General features: G+C 62.4%; 14 protein-coding genes. 10 read left to right on the top strand and 4 right to left on the bottom strand.

The window, feature by feature from the left end:
• The first annotated feature begins 132 nt into the window (after positions 1-132).
• On the top strand, positions 133-3,990 hold the full coding sequence (locus AC1Q67_RS17680) for a baseplate multidomain protein megatron (protein WP_492237024.1): 3,858 nt from the start codon (positions 133-135) through the stop codon (positions 3,988-3,990).
• A 195-nt stretch (positions 3,991-4,185) separates the two neighbouring features.
• Positions 4,186-5,967, top strand: coding sequence for a DUF2793 domain-containing protein (locus AC1Q67_RS17685; protein WP_492237023.1), 1,782 nt, complete (start codon positions 4,186-4,188; stop codon positions 5,965-5,967).
• Between the two features lie 6 nt (positions 5,968-5,973).
• On the opposite strand, the gene AC1Q67_RS17690 is transcribed toward AC1Q67_RS17685, so the two are convergent.
• From AC1Q67_RS17690 to AC1Q67_RS17700, 3 genes are all read right to left on the bottom strand, one after another.
• Positions 5,974-7,020: a DUF4214 domain-containing protein gene (locus AC1Q67_RS17690; protein WP_492237022.1), complete on the bottom strand. Its 1,047-nt coding sequence runs from the start codon at positions 7,018-7,020 to the stop codon at positions 5,974-5,976.
• 72 nt (positions 7,021-7,092) lie between these two features.
• Entirely contained in the window at positions 7,093-9,162 is a 2,070-nt protein-coding gene (locus tag AC1Q67_RS17695) for a DUF7024 domain-containing protein (RefSeq protein ID WP_492237021.1), read from the bottom strand.
• Positions 9,163-9,266: 104 nt separating this feature from the next.
• Positions 9,267-9,929: a hypothetical protein gene (locus tag AC1Q67_RS17700; RefSeq protein ID WP_492237020.1), complete on the bottom strand. Its 663-nt coding sequence runs from the start codon at positions 9,927-9,929 to the stop codon at positions 9,267-9,269.
• A gap of 316 nt (positions 9,930-10,245) precedes the next feature.
• On the opposite strand from AC1Q67_RS17700, the gene AC1Q67_RS17705 reads away from it, so the two are divergent.
• The 5 genes from AC1Q67_RS17705 to AC1Q67_RS17725 all read left to right on the top strand — a co-directional run bounded on the left by AC1Q67_RS17705 (position 10,246) and on the right by AC1Q67_RS17725 (position 14,604).
• Positions 10,246-11,037, top strand: coding sequence for a glycoside hydrolase family 108 protein (locus AC1Q67_RS17705; RefSeq protein WP_492237019.1), 792 nt, complete (start codon positions 10,246-10,248; stop codon positions 11,035-11,037).
• Positions 11,024-11,596 (top strand): 3TM-type holin, encoded by a 573-nt coding sequence (locus tag AC1Q67_RS17710; RefSeq protein ID WP_492237018.1) that lies wholly within the window; start codon positions 11,024-11,026, stop codon positions 11,594-11,596. The genes AC1Q67_RS17705 and AC1Q67_RS17710 overlap by 14 nt, the downstream gene beginning before the upstream one ends.
• A gap of 101 nt (positions 11,597-11,697) precedes the next feature.
• Positions 11,698-12,375, top strand: coding sequence for a response regulator transcription factor (locus AC1Q67_RS17715; RefSeq protein WP_492237017.1), 678 nt, complete (start codon positions 11,698-11,700; stop codon positions 12,373-12,375).
• A 277-nt stretch (positions 12,376-12,652) separates the two neighbouring features.
• Complete coding sequence (locus tag AC1Q67_RS17720) at positions 12,653-14,047, top strand: sensor histidine kinase (RefSeq protein ID WP_492237016.1); 1,395 nt, start codon at positions 12,653-12,655, stop codon at positions 14,045-14,047.
• Positions 14,048-14,130: 83 nt separating this feature from the next.
• Positions 14,131-14,604, top strand: coding sequence for an RT0821/Lpp0805 family surface protein (locus AC1Q67_RS17725; protein WP_492237015.1), 474 nt, complete (start codon positions 14,131-14,133; stop codon positions 14,602-14,604).
• Positions 14,605-14,689: 85 nt separating this feature from the next.
• Here the strand turns inward: AC1Q67_RS17725 and AC1Q67_RS17730 are convergent, their stop codons facing one another.
• Positions 14,690-15,568: an alpha/beta fold hydrolase gene (locus tag AC1Q67_RS17730; RefSeq protein ID WP_029659619.1), complete on the bottom strand. Its 879-nt coding sequence runs from the start codon at positions 15,566-15,568 to the stop codon at positions 14,690-14,692.
• 112 nt (positions 15,569-15,680) lie between these two features.
• Here AC1Q67_RS17730 and AC1Q67_RS17735 point away from each other — a divergent pair, with 112 nt between their 5' ends.
• From AC1Q67_RS17735 to ccmI, 3 genes are all read left to right on the top strand, one after another.
• Positions 15,681-16,268, top strand: coding sequence for a CGNR zinc finger domain-containing protein (locus AC1Q67_RS17735; protein WP_492237014.1), 588 nt, complete (start codon positions 15,681-15,683; stop codon positions 16,266-16,268).
• A 103-nt stretch (positions 16,269-16,371) separates the two neighbouring features.
• Complete coding sequence (locus AC1Q67_RS17740) at positions 16,372-17,790, top strand: hypothetical protein (RefSeq protein ID WP_492237012.1); 1,419 nt, start codon at positions 16,372-16,374, stop codon at positions 17,788-17,790.
• 192 nt (positions 17,791-17,982) lie between these two features.
• Positions 17,983-19,083 (top strand): c-type cytochrome biogenesis protein CcmI, encoded by a 1,101-nt coding sequence (gene ccmI, locus AC1Q67_RS17745; protein ID WP_492237011.1) that lies wholly within the window; start codon positions 17,983-17,985, stop codon positions 19,081-19,083.
• The last annotated feature ends 263 nt before the right edge of the window (positions 19,084-19,346 follow it).

Consider the following 19,346-nt stretch of genomic DNA (forward strand, 5'->3'; position numbering starts at 1 on the left):
TGAAATCTTCGCGCGTTTACATTTTCTCCGCTCATTCCCGCGAAAGCGGGAATCCAGTCCATTTCCGTCTGGGTCCCCGCTTTCGCGGGGACGAGCGGACATCTGAAACATATCGACATTCAGCGGGTCCACATGGCAGCTCTCGTTCTTTCAGTCGCAGGCGGCGCGGCGGGTGCGGTATTCGGTCCGGCCGGCGCCATCGCGGGCCGGATCGCCGGCGCGCTGGTCGGCAACATCATCGACCATTCCCTGTTCGCGCAGGACCGCACGGTGCAGGGGCCGCGCCTTGCGGACCTCGACGTCATGGCCTCCACTGAGGGCGCGCCGATCCCGCGGGTCTATGGCCGCGCGCGGCTGTCGGGCCAGGTGATCTGGGCGACGCGGCTGGAGGAAGTCGTCTCCACGCGCACCGAGGGTGGCAGCGCGGGCGGCAAGGGCGGGATCACAGGTAGCGGCGGCAGCGTCACCACGACGACGTATTCCTATTATGCGAACTTCGCGGTCGGGCTTTGCGAAGGTGAGATCGGCCATGTCGGCCGCATCTGGGCTGACGGCAAGCCGCTCGATACGTCGAACCTCAACGTGCGCGTTCATCGCGGCGGCGAAGACCAGGCCGCGGACGATCTGATCGTCGCGAAGGAGGGCGCAGGCAATGCGCCGGCCTATCGCGGGCTGGCCTATGTCGTGTTCGAGCGGCTGCCGCTGGCGGATTTCGGCAATCGCATTCCGCAACTGTCGTTCGAGATCGTACGGCCGATCGGCAAGCTCGAACAGATGACGCGCGCGGTGACGCTGATCCCCGGCGCGACCGAATTCGGTTACGAAACATCGGCCGTGGTGCGCGTACTCGGCCCCGGCCAGTCCGCGCCGGAAAACCGTCATGTCGCCAATGCGCCCTCCGATGTTATCGCTTCGCTGGACGATCTTCAGGCGACCTGTCCCAATCTCGAACGTGTCGCGATTGTCGTTACGTGGTTCGGCAACGATCTGCGCGCGGGCAATTGCACCGCGCAGCCGCGCGTGGATAACGCGATCAAGGTCACATCCAGCGGGACGTGGTCTGTGGCGGGGCTGAGCCGGGGGACAGCCTCGGTTGTTTCCTCGGTGGAAGGGCGTCCGGCCTACGGCGGCACCCCGTCCGACGACAGCGTGCGGCATCTGATCGCGGAGCTGAAGGCACGCGGATTGAAGGTCACGCTCTATCCGTTCCTGATGATGGATATTTCGGCGGGCAATACGCTGACCGATCCGTGGACCGGTGCATCGTCGCAGCCGGTCTATCCCTGGCGCGGGCGTATCACGTGCAATCCAGCGCCGGGCGTGAGCGGCTCGCCAGACGGGACGAGCACGGCTGCGACGCAGATTGCGAACTTCTTTTCCGGCGGCGGCACCAGCGGCTGGAATTATCGCCGGATGATTTTGCATTACGCCAATCTCGCTGTGTCATGCGACGGCGTCGATGCATTCCTGATCGGCTCGGAACTGAAAGCGCTGACGCGCGTTCGCTCGGCGTCAGGCGTGTATCCGGCGGTGCAGGCGCTGACGACACTGGCCTCGGATGTAAAGGCTGTCGTCGGCGCAGGCACTGTCGTGACCTATGGCGCGGACTGGACCGAATACGGCGCGCATGTCATCGGCGGCGAGGTCCGTTTTCCGCTCGATCCGCTGTGGGCGTCATCGGCGATCGATGCAGTGGGTATCGATTACTATGCGCCGCTGTCCGACTGGCGCGATGATGCAGGACAGCTTGATGCGACCATCGCGTCATCGATCCATGATCGCGACTACCTCATGGCGAACCTCAGCGGCGGTGAGGCCTATGACTGGTATTATGCCGACGATGCCGCGCGTTCTGCACAGACACGCGCGCCGATCACCGACGGCCCCGGCAAGCCGTGGATCTATCGGGCGAAGGATTTATGGAGCTGGTGGGCCAACCCGCACATCGAGCGCGTCGGCGGCGTCGAAGTCGGCAGCGCAACGTTATGGACGCCGCGCAGCAAGCCGATCTGGCTGACGGAAGTGGGATGCCCCGCCGTGGACAAGGGCGCGAACCAGCCGAGTGCGTTTCCCGATGCACGGTCGATCGAAGGCACCGTTCCATATTTCTCGAACGGTCAGCGCGACGACCTGATCCAGCGCCGCTATCTCGAGGCGGTTATCGCTGCGTTCGATCCCGACTTCGGGGCGGCGACGCTTAATCCGGTGTCGCCGGTTTATGGCGGGCGGATGCTCGATGTTTCCGGTCTGCACCTGTGGACCTGGGACGCGCGGCCTTATCCGGTGTTTCCGGCAGCGGAAGATGTCTGGGGCGACGGCCCGAACTGGCAGACCGGGCACTGGCTGACCGGACGGTTGGGGGCCGCGCCGCTCGATGCACTGGTCGGCGCGATCCTCGATGATGCAAATGTCACGGACGCGCGCACCGACAATCTGCGCGAAAGCTGCGACGGCTATGTGGTGGATCGCCCGATGTCGCCGCGTGCCGCGATCGATCCGCTGGCGATGGCCTATGCGTTCGATGCGACGGTGGCGGGCGGCGACCTGACGTTCGTCCAGCGCGGCGCGCCGCCAGTGGCGGAGATCGATGAGGACGAGATGGTCGATCCGCAGAAGGGAGCACTGGCGCGGCTGACACGCGGGCAGGAAACCGAGTTGCCGCGCAAAATCTCGTTCGGCTTCACGGATGGCGCGGCGGACTATCGCCGCTCCGCCGTCACCTCGCGGCGGCTGGTCGGCGGATCGAACCGCACCCTGCATTCGGATTTCGCCGTCATCACCGATGATGCCGCCGCGACACGCCGCGCCGACATCTGGCTGCAGGATCTGTGGGCCGGGCGCGAAAGCGCGGAATTTTCGCTCGGCATGAAGGCGCTGGCGCTCGCACCGGGCGATGTGATCGGCGTGACCATCAATGCGCGGCGGCGGCTGTTCGAGATTTCGGAACTGGTCGATACGCAATCGCGGCAGGTCAAGGCGCGCAGCATCGATCCGGAGGTCTTCTCCGTGCCGTTGTCGGCGCCGCGGGTGAAACCGCCAGCTATTCCACCGGCATTGGGTCCGGTGCAGGCGCTGGTGCTCAGTCTGCCGGGCATCGATTCATCTGAGCCGCCCGTGCTGACGCGTCTGGCGATTTTCGCCGATCCCTGGCCGGGTTCGGTGACGGTGTGGCGCTCGGCTGACGGTTTGAGTTTCGAGAAAGCGGCGACGGCGTTCGCGCCCTCGATCATCGGAGAGACGCTCGATCCGCTTCCCGCCGGGCCCACGAGCCGCTGGGATCGCGGAAGTGAAGCGCGCGTGATGCTTTACGGCGGCGCGCTGGCGTCCGTGGCCGATGCGCGCGTGCTTGACGGCGCCAATGCGGCAGCGGTGCTGAACGCATCAGGTGAATGGGAGATCCTGCAGTTCGCCAACGCCGAGCTGGTGGACGATAAGACTTACAAGCTCTCGCGGCTCTTGCGCGGGCAGGCGGGCAGCGAATACGCGATTGCCAATCCATTGCCCGCCGGTTCGCCGTTTGTGTTGCTCGACGATCATGTGGCGACGATTGCGCGCGGCCTTGGTGCGCTCGATCGCGCCATCGATCTGCGCATCGTGGCGACCGGCCGCAGCCATGATGATCCGTCGGCGCTCGCGCTCACAGTGATACCGCAACCGACTGCGCTGCTGCCGCTGTCGCCTGTGCATGTCAAAGCGGTGCGTGGGGGCGACGGCATCCATGTGTCGTGGGTCAGGCGGACCCGCCGCGACGGCGACAACTGGACTGTCGAGGTGCCTCTTGGTGAAGACACCGAGGCCTACACGCTCGATATTCTTTCGGGCTCCTCCGTGGTGCGGAGCATCTCGTCGGCATTGCCATCCGTGCTGTATGCGAGCGCCGACGAACTTGCCGATTTCGGCACGCCGCAATCGAGCCTGCATGGCCGCGTCTCGCAGATGTCGAGCACGGTCGGGCGCGGCCATCCGGCCGAATTCACTCTCACACTCTGAGGGTATCGCCGAAGGTGTCCAGTTCTGCGTGACCTCTCCCGTGGGGAGAGGTCGATGCACGAAGTGCATCGGGTGAGGGAGTACGCTCTCTCGATAGCTTCTACGCCCTCACCCCAACCCTCTCCCACGGGAGAGGGAGCTTGATCATGCCGGCGGAGAGCCGCGTATTTCATCGCAAACAGAGTTATCTCTCTCATGACAGACACAGTTCATCTCGGGATGCCTTTCATCGAAGGCAGCCAGGCGCAGAAGCATGTCACGCACAACGAGGCGTTGCGGATTCTGGACGCCGTGGTGCAGATTGGCGTGCTCGATGCCGATCGCACCGCGCCTCCCACCGCACCAGCGGAAGGCGATCGTCATATCGTCGCGGCTGGGCCGACCGGCACATGGGCAGGACACGCTGACGCGGTTGCCGCTTATGAAGACGGCGCATGGCGCTTTCTGGTCCCGAAGCCCGGCTGGTGTGCGTGGTGCGACGCCGATAGCGCGTTGCTGGTCTATGACGGGACGGCATGGACCGATGTCGCGGGCGGCGCTGGCGCCATGTCAGGCAGTGTCGCTCAACTCGGCATCAACGATACCGCGAGCGCTCCTAATCTGCTGACCGTGAAATCGAATGCGGCGCTGTTCAATGCGGTTTCCGTCGCTGGAGGCGGCACCGGTCACATGCGCGTGCAGATTTCCAAGGAAGCCAGCGCGAAAACAGCGTCGGTCGTGTTCTCCGATGCGTTTTCCGGCCGCGCCGAATTCGGCCTGATCGGATCGGATGCCTTCAGGCTCAAGGTTTCGAGCGATGGATCGGCGTTTGTCGAGGCGCTGGCCATCGATCAGAGTTCGGGTAACGCGGCGTTTCCACGCGGGATGTCGCTGACGGGTGTCATCTCGCCGTCGCAGATCAGCTCGAACCAGAACGATTACAGTCCAACCGGCTTCAGTTCGGCATCTGTCGTCAACCTGTCGTCCGATGCATCGCGCAGCGTCTCGGGTCTGGCGGGCGGGGCAGAGGGCCGCGTCGTCGTCATCCTCAATACCGGCAGCCAGATCATCACGCTCCTGAACGAGAGCGCGTCCTCATCCGCCGCCAATCGCTTTGCGCTCGGCAGCGATGTCGTGATTGGCGCGAAGAGAGCAGCGCTGCTGCGCTATGACGGCACCGCGTCGCGCTGGTATGCGATCGCGCGTCCAGCCCCCGTGGTCCGCGAGCTGCTGACCGCAGCCAGGACCTATTATGTCCGCTCGGATGGCAGCAACAGCAACGACGGGCTGGCCAATACATCGGGCGGCGCATTTCTGACCGTGCAGAAGGCGATCGACACCGTCTACAACAAGCTCGATCTCGGCGGGTTCAATGTCACGATCCAGCTCGGCGCGGGAACGTTCGCAGGATTTCAGGTGAGTTCTCCGCAGATCGGCGCGGGGACGATCAAGGTAAAGGGCGACACCACGACACCGGCGAATGTCGTGATCAGCGGTGGCGGCGCCAACGCCATTTACTGCTCGAATTATGCCGTGGTCTCGGTGGAAGGTCTCAAGATCACCACCACGGCAGGCGTCGGCATCTCCGCCGATCTCGGTGCCCAGTGCAACATCACGGGCAAGATGGAATTCGGGGCATGCGATGTTGCTCACATGATGGCGCTGCAAGGCGGATCGATCATCGGTTTCGTCGCCTACAGCATCACCGGCGGCGCTTACTATCATCTGCACGCCAGCATCGGCGGCTCGATCCGCTATCAGGCGGCGACGGTGACCATCACCGGCACACCGGCATTCGCCGGCGGCTTCGCCCATGCCGATACGCTGTCGCTGATCTATGGAAATGCCAACACCTACAGCGGCGCGACCACCGGACCGCGCTACGCCATCGAGGGCAACAGCGTGATCTTCACGTCCGGCGCGCAGGCGACGCCATCCACCGCGTATTTTCCTGGCAATGCGAACGGCACCACCGCGACCGGCGGGCAGATCCTGTAGTGAACGTTATGATGTGAGGTTGGGGTTGCGCCAGATCTGGCAACCGTCCCGGGTCAGGATCGACGGGACGATGTATTCGCCGGATGTCATGCCTTCGCAGACCCAGCCCTTGAAGATTCCGATCAAACGCTTTTCGATGTCGAGCGAATGGGTGCCGATGACGACGCGTTTGACCTTCGCAAGCGCGACATCCATTCCGGCCTCGAACACGTCGGCTTCAGCGCCCTGCACATCGCAGTGAATAAGATCGACGCGGTCGAACGGCGCCAGGATGGTCTTGAGACTGAAGGCAGGGACCTTCAGCATCTTGACGTCCTTTTTCGCGGCATTGAAGTCCGCGGCAAGGCCGTAGTTGATGTTGGGATCGACCGACAGGTCGGGAAATTCCGCGAAGCCGTCGAACGGGCCGACGACGCCATAGGTGATCGTGGTGGCTTTCTCGTCGATTCCATGCGCTGCAAAGTTGTCGCGGATGAAGGCGATCTTGCCCTTGTCGCCTTCGACCGCGACGACGGAAATGTCGGTGATCCCCATTTTCTTAGCGGCAACATATCCGGCAGCGCACCACGGCGCCCATCCGGCGCCGAGTTCGACGATGGAGTAGGAGCCACGTGCATCGAGCACGGATTGCAGTGTGCCCATCCACTCGATGGTGCGGCCCTGAATGTTCGCCGGAATCGGGTAACCTTCGACAAAGCCGGATCGGCCGCCGAGCATGTCGATCACATTGACGGCCACGACGCCGCCCATGAAATTTGTCGTGAAGCCTTCGCGTGGCTTGCGGTCCGGGTCCTCGAATTTCGCGAACATGGCGATCGCTTCGGCCTTCGAGCAGCCTTCGGGCTCTTCTTCGCCGCTCTTGGGATTTTTCTGTCTGAATTCATCGGACGAGACCAGGCCGCTGATGAGTTGCGACAGCGGCACGCCGCTCCTGAGCAGGTTCAAATGGTGCGCGCGGCCATCGGCATCGGCCTCGCGGCCGAGCAGGCCGCGGTAAAGCTCATCGACGACGTTGCGATACTTGATGAGGTTCAGAACAGAACCCAAACCCATTGTCTGTCTCCAGAAGGTGTCCGTGGTTTCGGCAGCCGCATGTGCCGAGACCGCAGTTTCTTGTGAGGTGTTCTAGTTGCCTGACCCGTCCAGCTTCTCGATCCGGAATTCTATCATGGCGATTCCGAGCTTGCGAGGGTCGCCGCCGACACCGGTTTCGTGAGGCGAGGCCGGTTGAGGGACCGCGATGGTGATGGTGTCGCTTGCGCCGGGATTGCCGAATTTGAGTTCGATGTTGCGGGGAACGTCGGTGAGTGAGAAATCCCTGGTCTGGTCGCCGACGCGCATCGTGAATGGCTTGCCGACATTCGGGCCGAACGCTTTCGCGCGCAGGTGAACGCGCAGGGATTCCGGCAAGTTCTTTCTGAACTTCAATGTCACGAGGGCGCCCTCGGACCATGCCCCCCAGGATTCAGGGAGTGACATTCCGGTGGTATCTGCAAGTGCCCCGGAGGGCATTTGCCTTGTAAAATCCACGTACAACTCGGGATTCGCACTCCTGATAATGGAGAAACCGTCTCCCTGTATTTCTGTTGTGCCGGTTGGTGCGCCGAGAGTTGGTCCTAACACGACGGCAATTTTATTTGTATTTCGAATTGCCTCAAAGTTAGGAAGCGTTCCTCGATCTGATTGGACGTATTTAGCAAGTGGACTATCGATATGGAAAAGAATCTTGGAGATGTAGCCAAAGTCGAGCCCGTAAACGGTTACATTGCGAAGCTCGGAACTTTGAAAAAGTTGGTGTGCGACTATGCCAGCCCGATCCGCGGCATCGGGTTGCTCAAATTGTTGAGCATATCGATTCACTGCGTACAAGTTTAGCAGGATCATCACCGGCGCGAAGGCGAGTAGGAAAATTCTGCTGCCGAGGCGTTGATTGACCGCCCATGCGATGGTGGTGAACAGACCAAAGGCGGCAACGAGGTAAAAACTTTCCGGCACTTCAGCGGCTGCCGTCGCTTCAGGCGCGTCTATCCATGACGGAGTAAATCCGGAAATGCGGGTGCCGATAGCATAAGCTGTAAGACCGGCAATAGCGACCGTGATCGCCGCGACGACATTAATTCTTCGATGCGGATTATCTGCAATCCCAGCCCCGGCCAGAATAAGCAGAAGCGGGAGCGAAAAATTGTAATAACGCATGTGGACGCGGGCAAGGGACTCGGCGGGAGCTAGGCCCATTACGGCCGCAGTAAATATTGCCGACAGAGCGATCATCGATCCGATAACGAGAAAGCCGAAGATTGCTATCTTATGCGCTTCGCCGGGTTGTTCTTTTTGGAAGAGCCCGTTCATAGCGATATAGAGCAAGACGCAGATCGCGGTTCCAAACAACACCGCGAGAATCATCAAATGACCGCTTAGGCTTCCGACAGCATTCGACGCAATTGCTATGTATCTTTCCGTGCCTCCATCCATGCGTTCCGCAAGGGCTTCGTATCTTCCCCCAAATAGTGTCAGGCCGGCCTTTCCGGCGAAGATGGAGCTGATCGCCAGTTTTGCAAGCAGCGAAACACCAACGAAGATCGCGGACCGCATCGCCCACAGCCTTAGCCATGCGGCATACGTTGCCTGCCGGGACATGTATCCGAGATACACGATCAGCGCCGGGTACATGAAGATCGGATGCGGTTTCACGAGAGCCATGAACCCGAACAGAACAGCGGGAACGATCAGGTCCACGGACTTGTGTGCTGCGTCGAGCCGCAGCAGGCACCATGCGAACAGCCAGAAGGCGAAAAAGAACATCGCCTCCGGCATGAAGTAGGCCGTGTAGGAATTCATCGGATTGATCGCGACGAGAAGGGCGATCCACACCGCCAGCGCCGGCGTCGCGACTTTCCGCGCGATCAGATAGATGAATGGGATTGCGGAGAAGAAAAACGCGACATTCATCAGCCGGGCGCAGGACAGAAACCCGTCGCCGCAGACATTCGTCAATCTGTAAGTTGAAAGATATAAGAAGGATGGTATTTCCGCTTGCGATAAGGCATCCAACCGAGACATCCTGCTGTACGTCCACTCGTCAGAGAACACGGTGGGATACAGCGCGTGAATCCGGAAGAAGACCACAAGAGCGACCAGAAGGGTCCCCGCAGCTAAAATGACGGGCGGCTTCCGCAAGACAGTCGAAATGGTCATGAGTGCTTTTCTGCAGTGGGAAAGATGCGACTTCACCGGCCGGTCTGCTACATGCCACATCTCCCGGGCATCCGCCAGACGCGCCCGGATTGCAGCAAATACCGCTACAGAACGCCGCCTTTTTCGATCACGACAACGCAATTCGCCCAGGTGATTCCGTCGCCGCCATAGGCGCGCCACGCCAGCGAGCGAGGCGCCGGGCGCCAGCTTTCGTCCGGGTTACGGACGAGATAGCGGACCTTGCCGAATTTGTCCGCGCCGCCCGCGAATACGAATTCATCGAGGATCTGGTTGTAGCCGGCAGGAAATGTGACGAGATAACGCGCGCATTCCCGGAACAGCTTTTCCAGTCCCTGCATCGACGTCGCGGTTTCGTTCATGCCGTAGCGCTGTTCGCCGATGTGCTCGACCGTCGAAATGCTGAGAACGTTTCGGCCGGTAAGATCCACCTCGAGCAGAGATGCCTGTTGTGTGACGTGAGGTGACTGATCCGCGGGATCGATGACGTGCTTGACCCGTCCCGGCCAATAATAAGGTGTAACGGCACCGACCTCGACAGCGTCCGTCACCCTGTCCAGCCAGAAGTCCGCCAGCGCCAGCTCGATCGTGCGCTCGGTTTTCCGCTTGCCGGGAAAACCGCAATTATGCGCGTGATGGAAGTAGGGGAACGACCGCAGCGATAATCCGATCCGGAAACGGTCACCCCCGGAGGGGATGATCTTCCGTCCGATGAAACTCGATGTGCGGTCCGCCAAGGCTCTGAGCATGCGGTGGTCGTATCACGTTGTGGCCGCCGCGCCCCGGCCACTCCGGCAATAACCCCAGAAAATATCGATCTGACCAGCTGGCCTTCGCGAGCCGCGAACCCATGGAGCCAAGCCCATGCGCTGGCCTGCCATCGGAATTCTGCTGACGCTTTCCTGCGTCTTCGTCTGGTTCATCTGCCTCTGAAAACGGAGAACATCCATGACCTTCCTGACCATTGCCGGGCTCGCGGTCCTGTACGCCTTCGGCGTGCTTACCGGTTTGTGTGTGCCGAAAATCATTGCATGGGCGAATGTCCTGAAGACGAGGATCTGAGTCATGCTGTCGTCATACGACGCATCGCTCACGCGTCTTCTGAAAGACGAGGGCGGTTATACCGATCATCCTTCCGATCCCGGCGGGCCGACCAATTTCGGCATCACGCTTGCCGACGCGCGGCGTTACTGGAAGGGCAACGCCACGGCCGATGACGTGCGGACGATGCCGCAGAGTGTTGCGCGGAAGATCTATCGCGAGCGCTACTGGAATGCGATGCGCTGCGACGAGCTTCCCGCCGGCGTCGACTATGCGGTGTTCGACTACGGAGTGAACTCCGGCATCGGCCGTGCCGGCAAGGTCCTGCGCCGCGTGCTCGAGATGCCGGACACCGCAAGCACGATCACGAATGAGGTCATCGCTGCGGCTGCCAGATGCAATGCGAGTGATCTTGTTGCCGCGATTTGCACGGAACGGCTGGCGTTTTTGCAAGGGCTGAAAATCTTTCCCGTGTTCGGGCGCGGCTGGACAACGCGCGTCAATGGGGTGCGCGCGGCCGCAACCGCCATGGCGGAGGGACGTGCCTTGGTCACGATGACGTCTTCTGACACCTCACCAGGGAAAGCCGTTGTGCCGGTGAAGAACCCTGCCGGTCCCGCGTCAGCCGGCGCGGTGATCGCGGCAGGCACCGCGGCCGCAGCGGTTACGTCACGCTTTGAGGTGGCAGCACTCGTTATTGCGGCCGCGCTCGCGGCGTCAGTCGCGGTGTTTCTGATCTGGCGCTGGCGTCACCGCCGGCAGCAAGAGGCGGCGGTCACGGGACTCTCGGAAAGGACATCCAATGGATTGGGCTGACATCGCCAAACAGGTGATCGGGCTTGGCGCGCCGATTCTCGGAACAGCGCTTGGCGGGCCGCTCGGCGGCGCGGCGGGACGCATCCTGGCGGAAGCCGTCGGTGCGTCGGACGCAACGCCCGAGGCCGTCGGCAAGGCGCTGCCGACCTGCGGTGCGGAGCGGATCGCGCAGGCCGAAAATACGTGGGCCGAAGCTGTCCGCGCCGAAGCAGAAGCCGCCCGCGGTTCGGTCGCCGAGACACAGGCGACAATCCGGGCGGAACTCACCAGTCAGGATTTATTCCAGCGGCTTTGGCGCCCCCTTTACGCGCTGGAGTTAACACTGGAGTGCGCCGCACTCTGGGTCGTCCTTGTCCACGAATTCTGGACCGGCGATATGACGGCGATCAACGCCCTGATCGGCGCGACCGGCCTTCTGGTCAGCTATTGGGGGTTCCGATTCGGCGTGTTAGGCGTTTACGTCAGCGGCCGGACCCGGGAAAAACTCTGTCTCGCGACCGGTCAGGAGACCCCCGGCGCGTTTGACAAGCTGGTCAAGGCGGTCGCGAAGAAGAAATGAGTATGGAGAAAAAGTAATCTCCGGCCCGGCTTCCGTTCATGGAGCATTCACCGCCGCGGCGTTCATGTTAGGTTATTGCAAGCCTGTCACTGGAGACGACGTTGCGCCTTCTTGTTGTTGAAGACGATCCCGATCTCAACCGCCAGCTCACGACGGCCTTGTCGGACGCAGGCTATGTCGTTGACCGCGCATTCGATGGCGAGGAGGGACACTTCCTCGGCGACAGCGAGCCCTACGACGCCGTGGTGCTCGACATCGGACTCCCCAAAATGGACGGCATTTCGGTGCTGGAGGCCTGGCGGCGCAACAAGCGCACCATGCCGGTGCTGATCCTCACCGCACGCGACCGCTGGAGCGACAAGGTGCAGGGCTTCGATGCCGGCGCGGACGACTATGTCGCCAAGCCGTTTCATCTCGAAGAGGTCCTCGCACGCATCCGCGCGCTGCTGCGCCGGAGCGCGGGCCATGCCCAGTCCGAACTGACCTGCGGGCCGGTGATGCTGGATACGCGCACCAACCGCGTCAGCGTCAACGGAAATCCGATCAAGATGACGTCGCATGAGTATCGCCTGCTGGCGTATCTGATGCATCATTCCGGCCGCGTGGTGTCGCGCACCGAACTGGTCGAGCATCTCTACGATCAGGACTTCGATCGCGACTCGAATACGATCGAAGTGTTCGTCGGCCGCATCCGCAAGAAGCTCGACGTCGATATTATTCAGACCGTGCGAGGCCTTGGCTATCTGCTGGCGCCGCCGCCCGCGGCCAATGCGCATTAGCGCCGTGCAAGGGCTGAAGTAGAGGCGTGCGGCATGATCGATGCGCTATTCAGCACGATATTGGAGGTATTTTTTGCAGGAACAGGGCGCCGATTGTTCAAGCTCTTCGGCCAAAAGCCGCCCGAAATAATATCAATGTTTACGGGGATGGCGGTTTGGATTGCGCTTGGAATTCTTTGGTTTGCAGTTCTACGTTAGCATCGGAGAGTTTGGATTTATCGCGTGATTTCATGCCGCGTATGATGTTTCTAGCATTCAGTGGTTAGGTCATTACGCGATGCGCGCGAAATCCCTCGCAACACGACTGTTCCTGTCGGCAACGGCCTGGGTGGTACTGATCCTTGTCATCACCGGCATCGTGCTGTCCACGGTCTACAAGCGTTCGACCGAGCGCGCGTTCGACCGCCGGCTCAATTTCTATCTCCGCACCCTGATCGCCGAAGCCGCGCAGCCTGACGATCCGAACGACAAGAGCGACAAGTCCGAACGATCCGTGCAGTCGCTGGGCGAGCCGCTGTTCGAACTGCCGTTGTCAGGCTGGTACTGGCGCATGGCGCGAACCGACGGCGACAAACCGGAAGTGCGCGCGTCACGTTCGCTGTGGGATGCGTCGCTGCCCAAGCTCGAAGACAAAGGTATCGAACTGGATCAGTCCGGCGTGCGGCTCGGCTATGTCATCGGACCGGAAAACCAGCATCTGCGCATGGTGGAGCGGCCGGTCGATCTCGGCACCGAGGGAAAATTCCTCGCGACGGTGGCGGGCGACGCCACCGAGATCGAGGAAGAGACCTGGGCGTTCAATACTTATCTGGCGGTGACGTTCGCGGCGCTCACTGTCGGACTGTTGCTGACCACGATCTTTCAGGTGCGCTACGGCCTCGCGCCGCTCAAGCGCATTTCCAATTCGCTGGCGGCCATTCGCTCGGGTCAGGCCGACCGGCTGGAGGGAGAGTTTCCCGAGGAGATCGCGCCGCTCGCGCGCGAAACCAACGCGCTGCTCGACGCCAACCGCGCCATTGTCGAGCGCTCGCGCACCCATGTCGGCAATCTTGCCCATGCGATCAAGACGCCGCTGTCGGTGATCGTCAATGAAGCGGGCGCCAACCGGGACGATCCGCTGGCGATCAAGGTTCTGGAGCAGGCCGACATCATGCGCGATCAGGTCGCGCATCATCTGGAGCGCGCGCGCATCGCCGCCCGTGTCACCACCATCGGCACCGTGACTGAGGTTGCGCCGGTGATCGAAGCGTTGACGCGGACGATGGAAAAGATTCATCGTGACCGTGACATTCTCATCGATGCCGAAGTCAATGCCGGTGCGAAATTCCGCGGCGAGAAGCAGGATCTCGAGGAGATGGTCGGCAATCTCGTCGACAACGCCTGCAAGTGGGCGGCGCAGAAGGTCTTCATTGAGGTGCTGCTGGAACTGACTCCCGGCGGCGCACTCGATCCGACGCTGCGCATCATCGTCGATGACGACGGTCCTGGATTGTCACCGGCGGAGCGGACGCAGGTGGCGCGCCGCGGCAAGCGGCTGGATGAGACCAAGCCGGGTTCCGGCCTCGGCCTGTCCATCGTCACCGATCTGGCCGCGCTTTACGGTGGCAGCCTCACGCTCAGCGCGGCGCCGATCGGCGGCCTGCGGGCGGAACTGGTGCTGCCTGGAATCTGAAACCCGCCGCTCTCTCGCCCCATTCGTCCGTTCAAAGCGCCCGCCGGACGATTTGTGTCCGCAGCGAATTTGGGGACGACAATATGCATCATCCGAAAGCAGCCATTCTGTTCGCGGCCGCGCTGACGCTCGGCGGCTGTGCCGCCGACAGCGGACCGAAGGAAAATTCCGGAACCGTGCTCGGCGCGGTGAGTGGCGCGCTGATCGGCTCGGCTATCGGGGGCGGAACGGGCGAGCGTGTTGGTGCCGCAATGGCTGGCGCGGCAATCGGCGGTCTCATCGGCAACCGGATCGGTGCATCGATGGACGATCAGGATCGGCAATATGCCTACGAGGCGGAGATGATCGCGCTCGACCGGGGCGCACCCGGCGCGCCTGTGGACTGGCGTAATCCTGACACCGGCCGCTACGGCAACATCGTGCCGGGTCCGGCCTATACCAAGCGCGGGACTCGCTGCCGAGCCTTTACCCACACCGTCTATATCAACGGTCAGCCGACCGCCGAGCGTGGCACAGCCTGCCGCAATCCGGACGGCACCTGGACGGCAGTGGGCTGACAGCACTGCCGATCACGTAACGAGTCCGCTTCATCGCCGCCCGGTTCGTCATCCGACGAGCCGGGCGGCTTTTTGATTCATGAACTCATGCGGCCGCGCGTGCCATCAGTCGATCAATCGATGAGGCAATCTCCGGCGCATGGGTTTCCAGCGCGAAGTGGCCGGTATCGAGAAGCTCGACGACGGCATTGGGATTGTCGCGGCGATAGGCTTCGGCGCCCGGCGGAATGAAGAACGGATCGTTCTTGCCCCAGATGGCGAGCATCGGAGGCTTCGCCGACCGGAAGTAATCCTGAAACGCCGGATACAGTTTCACGTTCGAGGCGTAATCGAGAAACAGGTCGAGCTGGATGGTGTCGTTACCCGGCCGCTCCAGCAGCGCCTGATCAAGCATGTAGGACTCCGGCGCAATCGTCTCCGGATTACTGACACCGGTGACGTATTGCATGCGCGTTCCGTCCAGCGTGAGAAAGCCGCGCAGCACATCGCGATTTTCGGGTGTCGGGTCTTGCCAGTAACGCTGGATTGGATTCCACGCATCGCTCAGGCCTTCCTCGTAGGCATTGCCGTTCTGCGAGACGATGGCTGAGACACGCTCTGGATGGGCGAGAGCCAGCCGGAAGCCGACCGGCGCGCCGTAATCGAAAACATAGATGGCGTAACGCTTCAGACCGAGTGCGTCGACGAAGGCAAGCGCCGTCTTTGCAAGCGAATCGAAGCTGTAGCGATAGTTGCGTTCTGAGGGGACGCTGGTGAAGCCGAAGCCGGGCAGGTCGGGCGCGATGACACGATACTTGCTGGCGAGTTGGGGAATCAGCGTCCGGAACATATGGGAGGAGGTCGGGAAGCCGTGAAGCAGGAGAATGACGGGCGCGTCCGGCTGCCCGGCCTCCCGATAGAAGACTTTGACGCCGTCGGCGTCGATGGTCCGGATTGAGGTGGCGGGTACGGATAAGGGGGACATCGCAGGCACTCCGGGGTTGAAACCGCTAAAAATGTCTTTGCTGGTTACAAACTGGGTTGTAACTTGTCAAATGCTATTTTGATGGTTACGTTCATGGCTGCGAGAGACAATGATGACCCAACAGATTTTCGATCCGTCCGAGCCTGTCCTGCCCCATGTGGCGGCGGATCATCCGGTGCTCGACATGCTGAACACCCTGGCGCAGATCGACGGGAAAGCCGTGGATTCGTGGGCCTCGGATGCCGATGTGCGGGACTGGCTGGTGCGGACGGGGTGGTACGGCGAAGGCGAACTTCCGCCCGCCATGCCGGGTCTGCTGACGTCCGCGCGCCGCCTGCGCGAGACGGTGCGCGCGCTGGTGGTGGATCGTAAAGGCGGCGGTGCGATCGATCCGTCGCCGCTTAACGACCTTCTCGCAAAGTCGCCCGGTCATTCGGAACTTGTCTGCGACGAGCCGGGCTTGCGGCTGACGCGCCGGCGGACGCTGAAGACGCCCGATCAGGTGCTCGGGCCTGTCGCGGAAGCAGCCGCCGAACTGCTCGCCACCGGCGACTTCAACCTGATCCGCAAGTGCGAGGACAGGACCTGCGTGATGTGGTTCTACGACCGCACCAAGTCCCACCGGCGCCGGTGGTGCAGCATGGCGCTGTGCGGCAACCGGAACAAGGTCGCTGCGTTTCGCCAGCGCAGGCAGGGCTGAGCCGCACGCTCCGGCCAGTCTCCTCAACGCCAAATTAACGACGCCCCGGCTATGACACCCGGTGGACACCCGCCGGTGTCACCGAAGGTGAGCGTTTGGGCGCATGAGCCAATCGTCGATCGAGCGATTGAGAGAGTATCTCGGGCAGCTGCCGCCGAAGGCGCAGGCGCTGCTGATGCGTGAGTTCGAGCGTGCGATCGAGCGCGGCGAGGACGTTGCGGTGGCGGGCTTCGTGCTCGAACAACTGCGCATGATCGTGCGCGCGCCGAGCGAGGACATGACCCCGCGCACCAGCGACCCGATGCGGCTGGTGTTCCGTCCGCTCGAGCCGTTTCTGGTCGAAAACATTCCCCATGTCAGGCCCGGCCAGATCAGGCGCTCGTCGCTGGGCCCGATCTGGATCTGGCTCGGCCGCGAGGGCGCTCCCGATGCGGTTCGCGCGTTCGAGGCGGCGCTGGCGCAGGCGACTGCCACACCCGAAATCAATGCCGCTGTCCGTGCCGTGCAGGCTGCAGCTTCAGACGCGATCGCCAATGTCACCGGCGCGCTGTCCAGCGGCGAGCGACAGCGCACACTCGGACGCCTCGGCGCGCCGAGTGTGGTCGAGGATATCGTGCCGATCGGCGCCGTGCTCAGCGCCAACGATGCACTGGAAAAGCTCGACAACAAGTTGACCGGACATATCCGGGTGTTCGCGGATTCCCACATCACCTCGACCATGGCTGCTCTCAACGTTCCATCGCTGCAAACCCCACAGGTGCTGCCGTTCGCGATCTCGCTGGTGATGCAGCGGCTCGCATCTCCCTGGCAGATCGTCCGCCTCGGCATCGCGGTCGCCGCATCCGACGATGAAATCCGCGTGGCCGGTACGCCGTTCGGCGTCACCGTGACGATGGCGATCCACGATCTGTCGCGCGTCGCCGCCGAGCTGCGCAACGACATCAAGCGCGGCCAGTTTCAGGACACATCCAACCATCTCAAGACGCTGCATGATGGCGTTCGCGGTCTGCGCACCGAACTCGACATTCGCTCGGACTCCGCATGGGGCAAGCAGCTCGCGGCGATCCGCTCAGAAATTTCCAATTCGCTGCAATCGGAAATCGACAGCGTGCCGGGCCGCGTGCGCCGGCTGCTGCGGCAGGGACCGGACAAGGACGTCACCACGGCGAACCGGATCGATCCGGTGGACGTCGAGGAGACAGCGGCGCTGATCGATTTCGTCGCCGTGTGCCGCAACTACGCCAGCGAGCTTGCGATCAACGAAGTGTCGCTGCGCGCGCATACCGAATTGCAGCACTATGTCGAGAAGGCCACCGAGACGCTGGTGGAATCGCTGCGCACCCACGACCAGAGGGTCCGCGCTTTTCGCCTGATGCAGATGAAGGCGGCGATCCGGTTCTGCGAGGTGATGTTCGGACCGGATTACGCCTCGCTGATGAGCAAGGCGGCCGAGATGGCGCGGCCGGTGGAGCGCAAGGCGGCCGAGCCCGCAAAACCTGCCAAGCAGCCACGCGCCGGTTGATCTTGCGCAAGGGGCCAAAAGCCTCCGCGCGCTATTGCCTCCACCTGAGCGATTCTCAAAAGGCCGCAAGACGGCCTCGAATCCCATTGAATCCGTGACGGAAATGTCAATTGCGCCCATCGGCCAGCCATGGTGTAACCCGGCTCGGAATAGCCGCTTGTAACGGTTCTACTTTGCCGGGAACCCTTTGAAATGACGCTCTGGTTTGTGTTCGCGCTGATGACTGCCGCAGCGGTATTTGCCGTGCTGTGGCCGCTCGGGCGCGGCAACACCTCGGCGCGCGAGGGCAGCGAAGCGGTGGTCTACAAGGATCAGCTCGCCGAGGTTCAGCGCGATGCCGCCGCCGGGATGATCGGAGAAAAAGAGGCGGAAGCGGCGCGCGTCGAGATCAGCCGCCGTCTGCTCGCGGCGTCGGACGCCGCAGCGGTTGCTCCATCGACGTCGAGCCTTTCGCTCCGCCGGGCGGTCGCGGTGATCGCGCTCATCGGCCTGCCGCTGTTCGCCGCGGGACTTTACGCGAAATTCGGCTCGCCATCGCTCGGCGACTTTCCGCTCGCGGAACGCAGCCGCGCGGCTGTCGCGACCGCGTCGATGGACAAGCTGGTGGCGCAGGTCGAAACCCATCTCGAGAAAAATCCGACCGACGGTCGCGGCTGGGACGTGCTCGCGCCGGTGCTGGCACGGATCGGCCGTTATGACGACGCGGTGAGGGCCTGGCGCAACTCCATCACCTACAACGGCGAGAGCGCATCGCGCCGCGCCGATCTCGGCGAAGCAATGGCCGCCGCAAGCGGCGGCGTTGTGACTGCGGAAGCCAAGGCTGAATTCGACCGCGCCATCGCGCTCGATCCGAATGAGGTGAAGGCGCGCTACTTCACCGGCCTCGCTGCCGAGCAGGATGGCCGCAAGGACGATGCCGTCAACATCTGGCGCACAATGCTGGCGTCGGCGCCGGCCGATGCGCCGTGGCGTCCGCTGGTGCAGGGCGCGCTGGTGCGCGTCGGCGTTGTCGCGCCCAAGCTGTCCGACGACACCATCGCCGCCGCCAAGGACATGACCGAGGGCGACCGCAACGCGATGATCCGCGGCATGGTGGATCGTCTCGCGACGCGGCTGAAGGACAACGGCAACGATGTCGAGGGTTGGTTGCGGCTGGTGCGGGCCTATATGCTCCTCGGCGAACGCGACAAGGCGCAGGCAGCGCTGATCGATGCGCGGGGCGCGGTTGGCAACGATGCCGCGCGGCTGCAGCTTCTGAATGACGGCCTCAAGAGCCTTGGATTGGACGGGTAAATGCGAGTTGCATCAGCCACGTCATTGCCAGCGAAGCGAAGCAATCCATCTTTTGGAACAGAAAGAATGGATTGCTTCGTCGCGAGTGCTCCTCGCAATGACGGAGCTCTTTTCACCTCTCCCCGACGGGGAGAGGTCGGATTGCGAAGCAATCCGGGTGAGGGGGATCGGATTTCACTTCGAGCATCTAGCGCCCCTCACCCCAACCCTCTCCCCATTGGGGAGAGGGAGCAGAGCGCGAGGACGGCAAGCATTCAGATACA

This window comes from Afipia sp. GW823-FHT06G09, from assembly GCF_058794875.1.

Bases quoted from the DNA above. Each gene is read 5' to 3' on its own strand.
- AC1Q67_RS17680 (WP_492237024.1), top strand. From the start codon at position 133: ATGGCAGCTCTCGTTCTTTCAGTCGCAGGCGGCGCGGCGGGTGCGGTA.
- AC1Q67_RS17685 (WP_492237023.1), top strand. From the start codon at position 4,186: ATGACAGACACAGTTCATCTCGGGATGCCTTTCATCGAAGGCAGCCAG.
- AC1Q67_RS17690 (WP_492237022.1), bottom strand. From the start codon at position 7,020: ATGGGTTTGGGTTCTGTTCTGAACCTCATCAAGTATCGCAACGTCGTC.
- AC1Q67_RS17695 (WP_492237021.1), bottom strand. From the start codon at position 9,162: ATGACCATTTCGACTGTCTTGCGGAAGCCGCCCGTCATTTTAGCTGCG.
- AC1Q67_RS17700 (WP_492237020.1), bottom strand. From the start codon at position 9,929: ATGCTCAGAGCCTTGGCGGACCGCACATCGAGTTTCATCGGACGGAAG.
- AC1Q67_RS17705 (WP_492237019.1), top strand. From the start codon at position 10,246: ATGCTGTCGTCATACGACGCATCGCTCACGCGTCTTCTGAAAGACGAG.
- AC1Q67_RS17710 (WP_492237018.1), top strand. From the start codon at position 11,024: ATGGATTGGGCTGACATCGCCAAACAGGTGATCGGGCTTGGCGCGCCG.
- AC1Q67_RS17720 (WP_492237016.1), top strand. From the start codon at position 12,653: ATGCGCGCGAAATCCCTCGCAACACGACTGTTCCTGTCGGCAACGGCC.
- AC1Q67_RS17725 (WP_492237015.1), top strand. From the start codon at position 14,131: ATGCATCATCCGAAAGCAGCCATTCTGTTCGCGGCCGCGCTGACGCTC.
- AC1Q67_RS17730 (WP_029659619.1), bottom strand. From the start codon at position 15,568: ATGTCCCCCTTATCCGTACCCGCCACCTCAATCCGGACCATCGACGCC.
- AC1Q67_RS17735 (WP_492237014.1), top strand. From the start codon at position 15,681: ATGACCCAACAGATTTTCGATCCGTCCGAGCCTGTCCTGCCCCATGTG.
- AC1Q67_RS17740 (WP_492237012.1), top strand. From the start codon at position 16,372: ATGAGCCAATCGTCGATCGAGCGATTGAGAGAGTATCTCGGGCAGCTG.
- ccmI (WP_492237011.1), top strand. From the start codon at position 17,983: ATGACGCTCTGGTTTGTGTTCGCGCTGATGACTGCCGCAGCGGTATTT.